The organism is Streptomyces sp. NBC_00442 (genome assembly GCF_036014195.1).
In the GTDB taxonomy this organism is placed as follows: Bacteria; Actinomycetota; Actinomycetes; order Streptomycetales; family Streptomycetaceae; genus Streptomyces.
Map to the genome: position 1 here is coordinate 1,768,089 of NZ_CP107918.1, position 14,447 is coordinate 1,782,535.

The following is a 14,447-nucleotide window of genomic DNA, read 5'->3' on the forward strand; positions in this document are numbered from 1 at the left end:
CCGTGCCTACAGTGCGTCAGGTCCGCGTTCGCCGGTCCGCACCCGGACCGCCGTCTCGACGGGCACGCTCCACACCTTGCCGTCGCCGATCTTTCCGGTGTGGGCGGCCTTGACCACGACCTCGATGAGTTCCTCGGCGTCGTCGTCCTCGACCAGGACCTCGATGCGGATCTTGGGCACGAGGTCGACGGTGTACTCGGCGCCGCGGTAGACCTCGGTGTGGCCGCGCTGGCGTCCGTAGCCGCTGGCCTCGGTCACGGTCAGGCCGTGGACCCCGAAGGCCTGGAGGGCCTGCTTGATCTCGTCGAGCCGGTGCGGCTTGACGACCGCGGTGATGAGCTTCATGCGTCCACCTTCTTGTTCGCTGCCACGTCGCCGGGGACCGCCACCGCCCTGCGGGGCGCGGTGCCGCCGCCCGCGCCGCTGAAGTCGTAGGCCGTCTCGGCGTGTTCGACCTGGTCGATGCCGGAGATCTCGTCGTCCTCGGGGACCCGCATCCCGATCGTCCTGTCCAGGGCGAAGGCGAGGACCGCGGAGACCACGAGGGAGTAGCCGAGGACGGCGCCGACGCCGATGGCCTGCTTGCCGAGCTGGTCGAGGCCGCCTCCGTAGAAGAGGCCCTTGGCGGTGGACTGTACGCCGCCGGTGGCGAAGAGGCCGACGAGGAGCGAGCCGGTGATGCCGCCGACCATGTGGACGCCCACGACGTCGAGCGAGTCGTCGAATCCGAACCGGTACTTGAGGTTGATCGCCATGGCGCACAGGACACCGGCGATCGCGCCGATGGCGATGGCGCCGAGGGGGCTGACGCAGCCGCCCGACGGGGTGATGGCGACGAGGCCCGCGACCGCGCCGGACGCGGCGCCGAGCGTGGTGAAGGAGCCGTGGCGGAGCTTCTCGTACAGCAGCCAGGCGAGCATGGCGGCGGCGGTGGCGACCTGGGTGTTGATGAACATCACGGCGCCCACGCCGTCGTCGTTGCCGAGCCAGGAGCCCGCGTTGAAGCCGAACCAGCCGAACCACAGCAGGCCCGCGCCGAGCATGACGAGCGGCAGGCTGTGCGGCCGCATCGGGTCCTTCTTGAAGCCGACGCGCTTGCCGATGACGAGGATCACGCCGAGGGCGGCCGCACCCGCGTTGATGTGCACGGCGGTGCCGCCGGCGAAGTCGATGACGCCCTTCTTGAAGAGCCAGCCGTCGGAGGCCCACACCCAGTGCGCGACCGGGAAGTAGACGACGGTGACCCACAGGGCGGTGAACAGGGCCCACGCGCTGAACTTGACACGGTCGGCGAGCGCCCCGCTGATGAGTGCGGGTGTGATGACCGCGAACATCAGCTGGAAGACGGCGAAGACGTAGATCGGGATGCTGTATCCCGGCCAGAGCTGGACCAGGCCGATGCCGCTGAGCCCGAAGTAGGCCTTGGACCAGCCGATGAAGCCGTTGCTCTCGCCGAAGGCCAGGCTGAATCCGTAGAGCACCCACAGGATCGTGACGATGCCGAGGCTGATGAAGCTCATCATGAGCATGTTGAGGGTGCTCTTGACGCGGACCATGCCTCCGTAGAAGAAGGCGAGACCCGGCGTCATGATCATCACCAGCGCTGAGCAGATCAGCATGAATCCGGTGTTGGCGCTGGACAGCTGCGGGGCGTCAGCTGCGAGCGTGATGCCTGGGGGCATCGGCGTCTCCTCGTCGTCGGTACGACCCGTGCGGGGGGCGTTACTCGGGCGGGAACTGGCTGGTGGCCGGTTATGCGCCATGAGGTTGTCCCAGCGTGGTTTCCGTCGATGCCGCACGATGTTTCGCCGCAGTGACGAAGGAGGCGGGCGTGTTACGCGCCCGTGAACTGCCGGATCAGGAGGGGTGCGGGACGGCCGTCCCGTGACGCCCGCGGGCACCGGACCGGCCGCGGCCTCACCCGCTTGACCTGGCGTGGGGGAGCCGAGTCGGACAGAACGGGGTGAAGGTCGCGGCCGGCGTCTTGTATGCCGTCGCCCCGCGGGGCGACGTCGGGTGCCTCAGACGGCCTCGGCCGTCTCGGGCAGTTCCCTGGTGAGCAAATCGGTCATCCGGACCACCTCGGCGACGTCCGCGTAGTCGCGGGCGGCCGTGTCGACCGTTTTGCGCAGCCGGGTGTTGACCCGCTCGGAGCGGACCCGCTTGGCGACCCGGAGGGCCTGCTCGGCCAGGACGGTCGACTGCTCGGGCTCCCGCTTGAGCAGGTGCACGGTGGCCATGCCGATCAGGTTGAGGGCGAAGGAGCGCTGGTGCTCCTCGTCCTTGCCGAACAGGTCGACGGCCCGGCCCATCACGGGCTCGGCCAGCGAGGCGTAGGTGGGGCTGCGGCCGGCCACATAGGCGAGGTCGCGGTAGGAGTGGGCGTTCTCCCCGTTGAGCTCCGCCTCGGAGAAGAAGCGGATCCAGTCGGGCTCCGGCTCGCCGTCGAGCCCGGCGTCGCCGAAGGTGTCCTCGGCCATGCGCACGGCGCGCTTGGTCTTGCTGGGCTGGCCCATGTTGGCGTAGGCGCGGGCCTCCATCGCGTACAGCATCGCCTGGGTGCGGGCGGTGGCGCAGTCGCGGCTGCCGTACTGGGCGAGGTGGATCAGTTCGAGGGCGTCGTCGGGCCGGCCGAGGTGAATCATCTGGCGGCTCATGGAGGACAGGATGTAGGAGCCGAGGGGCTTGTCGCCCGCTTCCTTGGAGGCGTGCAGGGCCAGCACGAAGTACTTCTGCGCGGTGGGCTGGAGGCCGACGTCGTAGCTCATCCAGCCGGCGAGTTCCGCGAGTTCGGCGGCGCACTTGAACAGGCGCCGGGCGGTGGCGGCGGGCTGGGGCTCCTGGAGCAGGTCGGTGACCTCGTGGAGCTGGCCGACCACGGCCTTGCGGCGCAGTCCCCCGCCGCACTGGGCGTCCCACTGACGGAACATGGCGGTGGTGGATTCGAGCAGTTCCAGCTCGGGCTTGGAGAGCCGGGAGGGGCGGCGGGCGCTCGCCGCCGTCTCGGGCGGGCCGGGCTCGCTCGCCGGGGAGGGCACGAGCCAGCGCTGCATGGGCTCGATCAGGGAGGGCCCCGCGGCGAGCATCAGCGAGGTGCCGAGGAAGCCGCGCCGGGCGAGCATCAGGTCGCTGCGGGAGAACTCGCTGAGCAGCGACACCGTCTGGGGGCCGGCCCAGGGCAGGTCGACGCCGGACACGGAGGGCGACTGGTGGGCCTGGCGGAGGCCGAGGTCCTCGATGGCGACGACGCTGCCGAAGCGCTCGGAGAACAGCTCGGAGAGGATCCGGGGAATCGGCTCGCGCGGCATCTCGCCGTCGAGCCAGCGCCGCACCCGGGAGGTGTCGGTGCTGATGTGGTGCGCACCCATCTGGCGTGCCCGGCGGTTGACCTGGCGCGCCAGCTCGCCCTTGGACCAGCCGCTCCGTACGAACCAGGAACTCAGCTGCTCGTTGGGGCGCTTGCCGGCGCTCGTACCACTAGCCCCACTGCCGCCCACTGGGACGCCCCCAATCTGCTGAAGCCTCATGTGCGTCGGTTGTGCGTCGATTGCGCGAACCCCTATCAGAATGCCGCTAGTTGGGCCTCCTGTCCCGCGGTTGCACCCGCCCGGACCGGAAACCGGCTTGCCCCCGGCATACCCGCGGGTGCGTATACCCTCCAGGTCCGTGCACCGACAGTAATCCTACGATCACCCGTCCAGCCATGGCGATTGAGGAAACGCCACCATTCGCCACCCCTTCGAATGAACTCCCTTGCGGCCAGGCGCGATTCACTTGACACATGACGATCAGCGTCGGATGGAGCGGAGTGAGCCGGGGCGCACGGCGCACATCGCACCACCCCTTTCACGACCGTGTCCGACCTGGCGGAGACGGAACGTGACGGGAAAACTCCGGATCGTCACGACTATGTCACTGGCGTCGTAACCACGGACGCGGCAGACCCGTTGGAGGGGGCATGGGCTTCACGATCGGCGGCAGCCGGGGTATCAGGGAGACCGGGCCCGGCTCTTGGCGCCGCGGCCGCTCCGCACGCACGAGCCGCACGAGCGAGGTCATCGCGGTGGCCGAGTACACCGGCCTGTGGGGCTGGGACGTCGCTCCGGGCGCCCGGTCCCTGAACGGCGCGTGCTCCTGCGGCAGTTCCTCCTGTACGGCGCCGGGCGCGCACCCTCTCTCCTTCGCGCCGCACGTCCCGGCGGGCGCCACGCTCGACGAGGTGAGCGAGGCGTGGTCGCAGTGCCCGGGGGCGGCGGTCCTGCTGCCGGTCGGCCGGAGCTTCGACGTCCTGGACGTGGCGGCCCCGGCCGGGCGGCGGGCCCTGGTGCGCCTGGAGCGGATGGGGCTTCCGCTCGGCCCGGTCTCCACGACGCCCGAGGGCCGCACCCACTTCTACGTCGCTCCGGGCGCCTCGGCCGAACTGCCAGGACTGCTCTACCGGATGGGCTGGGACGACGCGATCCTGGACCTGCGCTGCCCACAGCGCGGCAGCTTCGTTCCGGCGCCGCCCTCGGGAGAGGTGCGGTGGCTGCGGCCGCCGTCCCTGGACACCGCGACCCGGCCGCCGCAGGCCCGTCTGCTCCTCGGCACGCTGGCCTACATCTGCCACCGCTCCGCCGCGTAGCCCCCTCGACACGCGGGCCGACCGAGCCCGGACACGCGAACGCCCCGCCGCACCTGATCGGTGCGGCGGGGCGCCGGTGGGACCGCTGGTTCCCCTCAGTCCCCGATGAGGGCGTCCACGAACGCCTCGGGTTCGAACGGGGCCAGGTCGTCCGCGCCCTCGCCGAGTCCGACGAGCTTGACGGGGACGCCCAGTTCGCGCTGGACGGCGATGACGATGCCGCCCTTGGCGGTGCCGTCGAGCTTGGTCAGGACGATGCCGGTGATGTCGACGACCTCGGCGAACACCCGGGCCTGGACCAGACCGTTCTGTCCGGTCGTGGCGTCGAGGACGAGCAGGATCTCGTCGAGCGGGCCGTGCTTCTCGACGACACGCTTGACCTTGCCGAGCTCGTCCATGAGCCCGGTCTTGGTGTGCAGCCGGCCGGCGGTGTCGATGAGCACGACGTCGGCGCCCTCGGCGATGCCTTCCTTGACGGCGTCGAACGCGATGGAGGCGGGGTCGCCGCCTTCCGGGCCGCGCACGGTGCGGGCGCCCACGCGCTCGCCCCAGGTCTGGAGCTGGTCGGCGGCGGCGGCGCGGAAGGTGTCGGCCGCACCCAGCACCACGGACTTGCCGTCGGCGACCAGGACGCGGGCGAGCTTGCCGGTGGTGGTGGTCTTGCCGGTGCCGTTGACGCCGACGACCATCACGACGCCGGGAACGGTCTCGCCGCCCTCGGTCCTGACCTCGCGGTCGAAGTCGGTGCCGAGCAGGTTGAGGAGTTCCTCGCGCAGCAGGGTGCGCAGCTCGTCGGGGGTGCGGGTGCCGAGCACCTTGACGCGCTCGCGGAGCCGGTCGACCAGCTCCTGGGTGGGGGCGACGCCGACGTCGGCGGTGAGCAGGGTGTCCTCGATCTCCTCCCAGGTGTCCTCGTCGAGGTGCTCGCGGGAGAGCAGCGTGAGCAGCCCCTTGCCGAGCGAGTTCTGCGATCGGGCGAGGCGGGCCCGCAGCCGGACGAGCCGGCCCGCGGTCGGCTCGGGCACATCGAGCGCCGGCGCCTCGACGACCGGGTCCTCGATGACGACCGGGGTGGCGGGCGCCTCGGGAAGGCCGACCTCCTCGATGGTGCGGCGCGGTTCCTCCGCCGTCTCCGCGGCGTCCTCACCGACCTGAGGCTCGGCGGGCGGGGCTGTGATGGTCGGCGTGCTCGGCGGCGCGGTGGGCGGCAGCTGCTTCTTCTTGCGGCTGCTGACCACGAGCCCGCTGATCGCGCCGACCGCGACCAGGGCGATGACTACAGCAAGGATGACGAATTCCATAACCGTCCCAGTATCGGGTATGGGCAGCGCGAGAACCCCTTTTGTGGATTCCTCCGAGTACGGAACGGAATTATGGGGCAGGTGTCGGATTAAAGTACGATAGAGGTGGCGCATCAACGCGCGTAGAGTCCCCTTTGACTACCCCCACCGGCTCAGCGTCGAGCCGAGCGAGAGGCACGGAACTCCACCCCCATGAACACTGGCACCACCGACGAAGCGCAGAGCACCCTGGAAACACGCGGCCTCGAGCCCGTCCCGGACGCGGAGCGCACCGCGAGAACCCGCGAGCTGTTCCCTACCTGGGTGGCCGCCAACATCAGCGTGCTGCTGCTCACCATGGGCGCCAGCCTCGTCGTCGCGTACAAGCTCAACTTCTGGCAGGCGATCGTGGTCGCCGTGTGCGCGCCCATTCTCTCCTACGGCCTGGTCGGGCTCATCGGCATCGCGGGCAAGCGCGGCGGCGCCCCCGGCATGGCGCTGTCGCGCGCCGTGTTCGGCCAGCGCGGCAATCTGCTGCCCGGGTCCCTCATCTGGGTGGCGCGCTGGGGCTGGGAGACCATCAACGCGGTGACCGGCGCCTACGCGGTGCTGACCGTGCTCGACATCCTCTTCGGGATCAAGAGCAACACGTTCCTGATCATCATCACGCTCGCCGTCTTCGTGGTGATCACGTTCGCGATCTCGGGTCTGGGCATCCACGTCGTGCAGAAGTGCAACAAGTACGCGACGTTCCTGTTCGGCGCGTTCTCGGTCCTGGTGCTCGTCTACCTCGTGATGAACACCGCCTGGTCCGCCGTCTTCCACCAGCAGGCCGGCAAGACCTCGCTGATGGTCACGGGCATCGGCATGATCGCCGCGGGCGGCGTCAGCTGGATCCCGTCCGCCCCCGACTTCGCCCGCTACCTGCCGCGCACCGCCTCCTCCAGGGCGATCGTCGGCAACTCCATCGGCGGCGCCGGCATCGTGGTCCTGCCGATGGTCCTGATGGGCGCGGTCATGGCCGTCTCCACGCCGGACCTGGCCTCGGCGAGCGACCCGGTGTCCTTCCTCGGCGAGATCCTGCCGATGTGGATCGCGGTGCCCTACCTGCTGATCGCGCTGGTCGGCATGCTCCTGATCAACTCGATGTCGATGTACTCGGCGGGCTTCACCGCGCAGACCCTCGGCTTCAAGATCCCGCGGCACTGGGCCGTCTCGGTCAACGCGGTCATCTCGCTGGTCTTCGGCGGCATCCTGATGCTGGTCGCCACCAGTTTCATGGGCTCGTTCATCGCCTTCCTCTCGCTGCTGGCCGTGGCGTTCTCGGCCTGGGTCGGCGTGTTCGGCGCGGACATGCTGCGCCGCACCGAGTACGACGCGAAGGCGCTGCTCGACACCACCCGCACCAGCGCCTACTGGTACACGGGCGGCTTCTCCCCCGCGGCGGTCGTCGCCTGGGCGGTGGGCCTGCTCGGCGGCCTGATGTTCACCAAGTCCGACTGGTTCACGGGCCCACTGTCCGCGAACAACCCGGTCGGCGAGTACGGCCTCGGCTGGGTCGCCACCATCGTGATCTCCGGGCTGCTCTACCTCGCCCTGCCCAAGCCGGCCGTGGTGCCGGCCGAGCCCGCCGAGCCCACCGAGCCCGCCGGGCAAGCCAAGTCGTCCGAGACCCTGGCTGTCTGACGCCTCGTCAGCTACCGTCCCCCTTCGCCCGGGGTTCCTCTGGAACCCGCCCGCCGGTGGAGGGGGACTTTTCCATGCCGTTCACGGTCGTACGCATGAACCTGGTGGACCCGCACGCCACCGCCGCGTCGCTCTCCGCCCGCTACCGGGCGGCCCTGGAGATGGCGGCGTACGCCGACGACCGGGGCGTCGACACCGTCCAGACCGAGGAGCACCACGGCACGGACAACAACTGGCTGCCCTCCCCGTTCACCTTCGCCGGCGCGGTGTTCGGCGCCACCCGCCGCATCGCGGTGACGGTCTCGGCGATCATCGGCCCGTTGTACGACCCGCTGCGCCTGGCCGAGGACATCGCGGTGCTCGACCTGGTGAGCGGGGGCCGCCTGGTGACGGTCTCGGGAATCGGCTACCGGCCCGCCGAGTACGAGCAGCAGGGCATCGAGTGGGGCCGGCGCGGCAAGCTCCAGGACGAGCTGCTCGAAACGCTCCTGAAGGCGTGGAGCGGCGAGGAGTTCACCTTCCGGGGCCGCCGGGTGCGGGTCACGCCGCGCCCGTTCACCGAGCCGCATCCCATGCTCCTGGTCGGCGGCTCCTCGCGGGCGGCCGCGGGCCGTGCGGCCCGGCTCGGCCTGCCGTTCTTCCCGAGCGCGCATCTGCCGGAACTTGAGGCGTACTACAACGAGAAGCGCGCCGAGTACGGCACCGAGGGCTTCTGCATGATGCCGGCGGCCGCGACGCCCCTGCTGCACATCAGCGAGGACCCGGACCGGACGTGGGCGGAGTACGGCGAGCACTTCCTGCACGAGGCCCGGATGTACGCGTCCTGGCAGTCCAAGGACATCCGCTCCGCGGTGAAGTCGGCGGCGACGACGGTGGAGGAGCTGCGCGCGGAGGGCGTGTACCGGGTCCTGACCCCGCAGGAATGCGCGTCCCTCGACGCGGGCAGTCTGGTGCTGCATCCGTTGTGCGGGGGGATGCCGGTGGAGGAGGGGTGGCGGAGTCTGCACTTGTTCTGCGAACGGGTCCTGCCGGCCCGCTGAGGCCCTTTCGACTGCGGGCCGCCGGGTGCTTGTCGCAGGTCCCCGCGCCCCGGCCCACCTGCGGCGGCCGCCCTCGTACGCCCCGGGTGTGCCTTCCGCCACCGGCTGCGGGCCGTGCTGGGTTGCTCGCGCAGTTCCCCGCGCCCCTCAACCCGCCTTCGTCCGCGGACCGTGCCCGCTTCTCGCACAGTTCCCCGCGCCCCTTGTAAGTGACCCGTTGTGGACCGCTCGCGCCCCCGCGGCGGAGCCGCGCACATGTCACAGCCCCGCGCCCCTCGTAGGTGACCCGGTGTTGACCGCTCGCGCCCCCGCCGCGGAGCCGCGCACATGTCACAGCCCCGCGCCCCTCGTAGGGCACCCGGCGCCTACGGCCCGGACACCGAACCGCCCCGGCTCGATGGGCGAGCCGGGGCGGTTGGGTGAGCGGAGAGGGGCAGCGGGGATTAGCCCATCTCCTCCAACGCCTTGCCCTTGGTCTCCTTGACGTACCGGAGCACGAAGGGGATCGAGAGCGCGGCGAAGATCGCGTAGATGACGTACGTGCCGGACAGGTTCCAGTCCGACAGGCTCGGGAAGCTCGCGGTGATCGCCCAGTTGGCGATCCACTGTGCGGCCGCGGCCACACCGAGCGCGGCGGCGCGGATCCGGTTCGGGAACATCTCGCCGAGGAAGACCCAGACCACCACGCCCCACGACAGGGCGAAGAAGAGCACGAAGACGTGGGCGGCGATCAGTGCGGTGACGCCCTCGGTGTTGGGGAGCTTGCCGTCGACGAGGTGGGCCGAGAACGCCCAGGCCTCGACCGCGAGGGCGATCGCCATGCCGATGGAGCCGACGAGCGCGAGCGGCTTGCGGCCGACCCGGTCGACCAGGACCATCGCGATCACGGTGCCGATGATGTTGATGATCGACGTCGTGAAGGAGTAGAAGAACGAGCTCGACGGGTCGATGCCGACGGACTGCCACAGCGTCGAGGAGTAGTAGAACGCCACGTTGATGCCGACGAGCTGCTGGAAGACCGAGAGGCCGATACCGACCCAGACGATGGGCAGGAAGCCCATCTTGGAGCCGAGCAGGTCCTTGAAGCTCGACTTGTGCTCGGACCTCATCGCGTGCTCGATCTCGGCCACGCGGGCGTTCAGGTCGACGTCCTTGCCCTCGACCTCGGCCAGCACCTTCTTGGCGTCCGCGTCGCGGCCGACGGAGATCAGGAAGCGCGGGGACTCGGGGATGGCGAAGGAGAGCAGCCCGTACAGGATGGCCGGGATGACCATCACGCCGAGCATGACCTGCCAGGCCTCGATGCCCAGGAGCTTGCCGCGCTGGTCGCCATTGGCGGCGTTGAGGATGCCCCAGTTGACGAGCTGGGAGATCGCGATGCCGATGACGATGGCGGCCTGCTGGAAGGAGCCGAGACGGCCGCGGTAGGCGGGCGGGGCGACTTCGGCGATGTAGGCCGGGCCGATGACCGAGGCCATGCCGATGGCGAAGCCGCCGATGACGCGCCAGAAGGCCAGGTCCCAGAGCGCGAACGGCAGGGCGGAGCCGACGGCGCTGATGGTGAAGAGGGTCGCCGCGATCTGCATGCAGCGGATGCGGCCGATGCGGTCGGCGATCCGGCCCGCGGTGGCGGCACCGATCGCACAGCCGATCAGGGCGATGGCGATGACCTGGGCGAGCGTCCCCGAGCCGATGGCGTACCGGTCACGGATCGCCTCTACGGCGCCGTTGATCACGGAACTGTCGTAGCCGAAGAGGAAGCCGCCCATCGCGGCCGCCGCCGTGATGAAGATGACATGGCCGAGGTGGTCCGGTGCGGTGTGGCCGCCTCCGGACGCCTGCGCCTGCGCGGTACTGGTCACGTGTACTCCTGGGGCCGCCCGGCAGCGTCGCCAGGCGTGAGGGGACTCTTCCAAGTGGTGCACACCTTCCGGCCACCCACCACTTGAAGGTAAAAGCAACGTTGCAGAGACTATGCCTTCAAGTTTCGAAGTCAATACCTGTGCGGTTATGAATTTGAGGGCAGGGATCGAAAGGTGTTATTCAAGACTTGAACATGAGCAGGGGTGCTCGGAGGGGTGGCCGCCGGCCTCGGGTCAGCGCAGCCGCTGGCTGATGACCTTGGAGACGCCGTCGCCCTGCATCGAGACGCCGTACAGCGCGTCGGCGACCTCCATGGTCCGCTTCTGGTGCGTGATCACGATCAGCTGCGAGGACTCCTGGAGCTCCTGCATGATGCGGATCAGCCGCTGCAGATTGGTGTCGTCGAGCGCGGCCTCGACCTCGTCCATCACGTAGAACGGGCTGGGCCTCGCCTTGAAGATGGAGACGAGCAGGGCCACCGCGGTCAGCGAGCGCTCGCCGCCCGAGAGCAGCGAGAGCCGCTTGACCTTCTTGCCCGGCGGACGCGCCTCGACGTCGATCCCGGTCGTGAGCATGTTGCCGGGATCGGTCAGGATCAGCCGGCCCTCGCCGCCCGGGAAGAGCCGCGAGAAAACGCCCTCGAACTCCCTGGCCGTGTCGCGGTAGGCCTCCGTGAAGACCTGCTCCACCCGCTCGTCGACCTCCTTCACGACTTGAAGGAGGTCGGCCCGGGTCTTCTTGAGGTCTTCCAGCTGCTCGGAAAGGAACTGGTGGCGCTCCTCCAGGGCCGCGAACTCCTCGAGGGCGAGCGGGTTGACCTTTCCGAGCTGCTGGTACGCCCGTTCGGCTGCCTTGAGCCGCTTCTCCTGCTCGGCCCGCACATAGGGAACCGGCTGGTTGCGCGGGTGGTCCGGGTCATCCGGCAGTTCCTCTCCGTCGGCGGGCGGGGAGGGGGCCACCGGCCGGTCGGGCCCGTATTCGGCCACGAGCCCGGCGGGCTCGACCCCCAGCTCCTCCAGCGCCTTGGTCTCCAGCTGCTCGATGCGCAGCCGCTTCTCTGCTCCTAGTACCTCGCCGCGGTGAACTGAATCAGTGAGTTTGTCGAGCTCCGCCTTGAGGTCGCGGCCCGTGCTCCGCGCGGCGGTCAGCTCCTGCTCGCGCTCGGCCTTGGCGGACTCCGCTCCGGCCCGCTCCCGCTCGGCGCGCACCAGCGACACCTCCACGTGGGCGAGGAGGGTGCGGGCCCCGGACGCGACGGCCTCGGCGACGGCGGCCTCGTGCCGCAGCCGGGCGCGCCGCTGCTCGGCCCTGGCCCGCGCCTCGCGTTCGGCCCGCGCCCCGCGGTCGAGCGCCTCGGCCCGCCCGGCGAGCGCCTTGACGCGTTCCTCGTGGGTACGGGCCTGGAGGCGGGCCTCCATCTCGGTCTGGCGGGCGTTGGCGCCGTCGGCCGCCAGCCGGTCGCGCACCGAGGTGTCGGGTTCCTCCTCGACCGGCATCTCCTCGGCGACGAGGAGCCGCTCGGCCAGTTCCTCGGCTTCTTCGGTGGCCCTCTCCAGGGCTTCCTGGGCTCGGGCGGCCGCGGCCGCGGTCCGCTCGGCCTCGCCGGCCGCGCCCCTGGCCTGCCCGGCCAGACGTCCGAGCTGCTGGGCGACGGAGGACCGCGCCTTCTCCGCGTGCCGCCTGCGGTCACCCAACTCATCGACCTGGAGCGCCAGTTGACTGCGCCGCTCCCCCGCCACCCGCTGGGCACCGGCCAGTTCTTCGCAGCGTACGGCCAGGTCGGCGAGTTCGGCGGCGGCCTCGTCGACGGAGGCCCGGACCTCCAGGAGACTGGGTGCGCCGGCCGAGCCGCCGTGGGCGAAGTGGGCGCCGAGCACATCGCCGTCCGCGGTGACGGCGGTCAGTGCGGGCCGCGCGTATACGAGGTCTTCGGCGTCCTCCAGGGTGGCGACCACCACGATGTCGCGGAGCAGCCGCCGCACGGCGGGCATCAGCTCGGCGGGGCCGCGCACCAGGTCGGCGGCGCGGGGCGGGCCGTCGCCCGGGGCGGGCCGCTCGTCCTCCGGGGCGCCGCTCAGGAGCAGGGCCGCGCGGCCGGCGTCCTGTTTGCGCAGCAGCCGGATGGCGTCGGCCGCCGCGGAGGGTCCGGTGACCGCGATGGCGTCGGCGGCGGCGCCCAGCGCCGCGGCGAGCGCCACCTCGTGGCCCTGGGCCACGGTGAGCAGTTCGGCGGCGGGGCCGAGCAGGCCGGTCAGCGCGTCGCGCGCGCCGAGCAGCGCGCCCGTGCCGTCCTTGCGGCGCAGGCCCAGCGCGAGGGCGTCGTGCCGGGCGGCGACGGCGGCGCGGGCGCGCTCGGCGGCGGTGGCCTCCTCGCGGGCGGCGGCGAGCGCGGTTTCCGCACCGGCGAGCTCGCGCCTGGCCGCGTCGTGGGCGTCGGCGAGCTCGGTGTCCTCTGCTTCGAGACCGTCGACTTCGGCCTTGAGCTGCTCGTACTCCTCCTGGGCGAGGACGGCTCGCTCGCCCGCCTCGTCGCGGGCCGCGGCAAGGCGGTCGATCTCCGCCTGCGCGGATCCCGCCCTGCCGCGGGCCGCGTTGACCTGGCCGTGCAGCCGTGCGAGGCCTTCGCGCCGGTCGGCGATGGCGCGGGCCACGTCCTTCAGACGCCGTTCCTCGGCGGCGAGCTCCCGCTCCAGGTCGGCCCGGTGTGCGGTGGTGTCCTCCAGGGCGTGCTCGGCCGCTTCCAGCGCGGCTTCCAGTTCGGCCTCCTGCTCGCGGATCCGGGCGGCCTCGCGCTCCATGTCCTCGGGGTCGCGCCCGCGCCGCTCCTCGGGGGGCTGGGCGCTCGCGCTCGTGACCCGGGCGTCGGCGAGCGAGATGGTGCCGCGCACCCGCTCGGCCAGCTGAGACAGCTCGTACCAGGTCTGCTGGGCGCGCTGGAGGCGCGGCGCCAACTGCCGCACCTGCTCTTCGAGTTGTGCTTCGCGGGCGAGGGCCGCCTTGAGGTCGGCGGCCGCGGCCTCCTTGCGGCGCAGCAGCTCGGCCTCGTCGGCGATCTCGGCGCTGAGCGCCTCGCGCATGCGCACGAGGTCGTCGGCGAGCAGCCGCAGGCGCGCGTCGCGCAGGTCGGCCTGGATGACGGCGGCCCGGCGGGCGACGGCGGCCTGCCGGCCGAGCGGTTTGAGCTGGCGGCGCAGTTCGTCGGTGAGGTCCTGGACGCGGGCCAGGTTGGCCTTCATCGCGTCCAGCTTGCGCAGCGCCTTCTCCTTGCGCTTGCGGTGCTTGAGGACGCCGGCGGCCTCTTCGATGAAGGCGCGCCGCCCCATCGGGTCGGCGTGCAGCACGGAGTCGAGCTGGCCCTGGCCGACGATGACGTGCATCTCGCGGCCGATGCCGGAGTCGGAGAGCAGTTCCTGGATGTCGAGGAGCCGGCAGGTGTCGCCGTTGATCTGGTACTCGCTGCCGCCGTTGCGGAACATGATCCGCGTGATGGTGACTTCGGCGTATTCGATGGGCAGCGCGCCGTCGGAATTGTCGATGGTGAGGGACACTTCGGCGCGGCCGAGCGGCGGCCGGCCGGTCGTCCCGGCGAAGATGACGTCCTCCATCTTTCCGCCGCGCAGCGACTTGGCCCCTTGCTCGCCCATGACCCAGCTGAGCGCGTCCACGACATTGGACTTGCCCGATCCGTTGGGGCCCACGACGCACGTGATGCCCGGCTCGAACTTCAGCGTGGTCGCGGACGCGAAGGATTTGAATCCGCGCAGGGTGAGGGCCTTGAGGTGCACGCCGCCGGACTCTACCTTTCGCTGCCGGTTTCACCCAGGAAGGTCCCGGGCAGATCAGAGCGGAAGAGGGAGGCGGCAGGGCCGGGAGCACCGGGCGGAAAGAAAGAAGGGACGCCGAAGCGTCCCTTGCAATACAGTGCAGTTCTTGCGGATCTCTCGATCTCGACGA

The 14,447-nt window shown here is 70.8% G+C and carries 9 protein-coding genes; 3 read left to right on the forward strand and 6 right to left on the reverse strand.

Going from position 1 to position 14,447, the window contains the following annotated elements; translation table 11 throughout:
- Nucleotides 1–6 precede the first annotated feature (6 nt).
- The 3 genes from OG432_RS07745 to nsdA form a co-directional block, all read right to left on the reverse strand.
- Nucleotides 7–345 carry a P-II family nitrogen regulator gene (locus OG432_RS07745; protein ID WP_328309074.1) on the reverse strand — a complete coding sequence of 113 codons (339 nt, stop codon included), beginning with the start codon at nt 343–345 and terminating at the stop codon, nt 7–9.
- Entirely contained in the window at nt 342–1,682 is a 1,341-nt protein-coding gene (locus OG432_RS07750; RefSeq protein ID WP_328309076.1) for an ammonium transporter, read from the reverse strand. The genes OG432_RS07745 and OG432_RS07750 overlap by 4 nt, the downstream gene beginning before the upstream one ends.
- A 339-nt stretch (nt 1,683–2,021) precedes the next feature.
- Nucleotides 2,022–3,497: a transcriptional repressor NsdA gene (nsdA, locus tag OG432_RS07755; protein WP_328315037.1), complete on the reverse strand. Its 1,476-nt coding sequence runs from the start codon at nt 3,495–3,497 to the stop codon at nt 2,022–2,024.
- 461 nt (nt 3,498–3,958) lie between these two features.
- On the opposite strand from nsdA, the gene OG432_RS07760 reads away from it, so the two are divergent.
- Nucleotides 3,959–4,624, forward strand: a complete 666-nt coding sequence (locus OG432_RS07760; protein ID WP_328309078.1) for a bifunctional DNA primase/polymerase — start codon at nt 3,959–3,961, stop codon at nt 4,622–4,624.
- Between the two features lie 95 nt (nt 4,625–4,719).
- On the opposite strand, the gene ftsY is transcribed toward OG432_RS07760, so the two are convergent.
- Nucleotides 4,720–5,925, reverse strand: coding sequence for a signal recognition particle-docking protein FtsY (gene ftsY / locus OG432_RS07765; RefSeq protein WP_328309080.1), 1,206 nt, complete (start codon nt 5,923–5,925; stop codon nt 4,720–4,722).
- A gap of 192 nt (nt 5,926–6,117) precedes the next feature.
- On the opposite strand from ftsY, the gene OG432_RS07770 reads away from it, so the two are divergent.
- Together OG432_RS07770 and OG432_RS07775 are read left to right on the forward strand one after the other, a co-directional pair.
- On the forward strand, nt 6,118–7,590 hold the full coding sequence (locus OG432_RS07770) for a cytosine permease (RefSeq protein WP_328309082.1): 1,473 nt from the start codon (nt 6,118–6,120) through the stop codon (nt 7,588–7,590).
- A gap of 74 nt (nt 7,591–7,664) precedes the next feature.
- Nucleotides 7,665–8,630 (forward strand): LLM class flavin-dependent oxidoreductase, encoded by a 966-nt coding sequence (locus tag OG432_RS07775; protein WP_328309084.1) that lies wholly within the window; start codon nt 7,665–7,667, stop codon nt 8,628–8,630.
- A 443-nt stretch (nt 8,631–9,073) separates the two neighbouring features.
- On the opposite strand, the gene OG432_RS07780 is transcribed toward OG432_RS07775, so the two are convergent.
- Both OG432_RS07780 and smc read right to left on the reverse strand, forming a co-directional pair.
- Nucleotides 9,074–10,492 carry a sugar porter family MFS transporter gene (locus OG432_RS07780; RefSeq protein ID WP_328309085.1) on the reverse strand — a complete coding sequence of 473 codons (1,419 nt, stop codon included), beginning with the start codon at nt 10,490–10,492 and terminating at the stop codon, nt 9,074–9,076.
- A 234-nt stretch (nt 10,493–10,726) separates the two neighbouring features.
- Entirely contained in the window at nt 10,727–14,278 is a 3,552-nt protein-coding gene (gene smc / locus OG432_RS07785) for a chromosome segregation protein SMC (protein WP_328309087.1), read from the reverse strand.
- Nucleotides 14,279–14,447 lie beyond the last annotated feature (169 nt).

Bases quoted from the DNA above. Each gene is read 5' to 3' on its own strand.
- ftsY (WP_328309080.1), bottom strand. From the start codon at position 5,925: ATGGAATTCGTCATCCTTGCTGTAGTCATCGCCCTGGTCGCGGTCGGC.
- OG432_RS07750 (WP_328309076.1), bottom strand. From the start codon at position 1,682: ATGCCCCCAGGCATCACGCTCGCAGCTGACGCCCCGCAGCTGTCCAGC.
- OG432_RS07745 (WP_328309074.1), bottom strand. From the start codon at position 345: ATGAAGCTCATCACCGCGGTCGTCAAGCCGCACCGGCTCGACGAGATC.
- OG432_RS07760 (WP_328309078.1), top strand. From the start codon at position 3,959: ATGGGCTTCACGATCGGCGGCAGCCGGGGTATCAGGGAGACCGGGCCC.
- OG432_RS07775 (WP_328309084.1), top strand. From the start codon at position 7,665: ATGCCGTTCACGGTCGTACGCATGAACCTGGTGGACCCGCACGCCACC.
- OG432_RS07770 (WP_328309082.1), top strand. From the start codon at position 6,118: ATGAACACTGGCACCACCGACGAAGCGCAGAGCACCCTGGAAACACGC.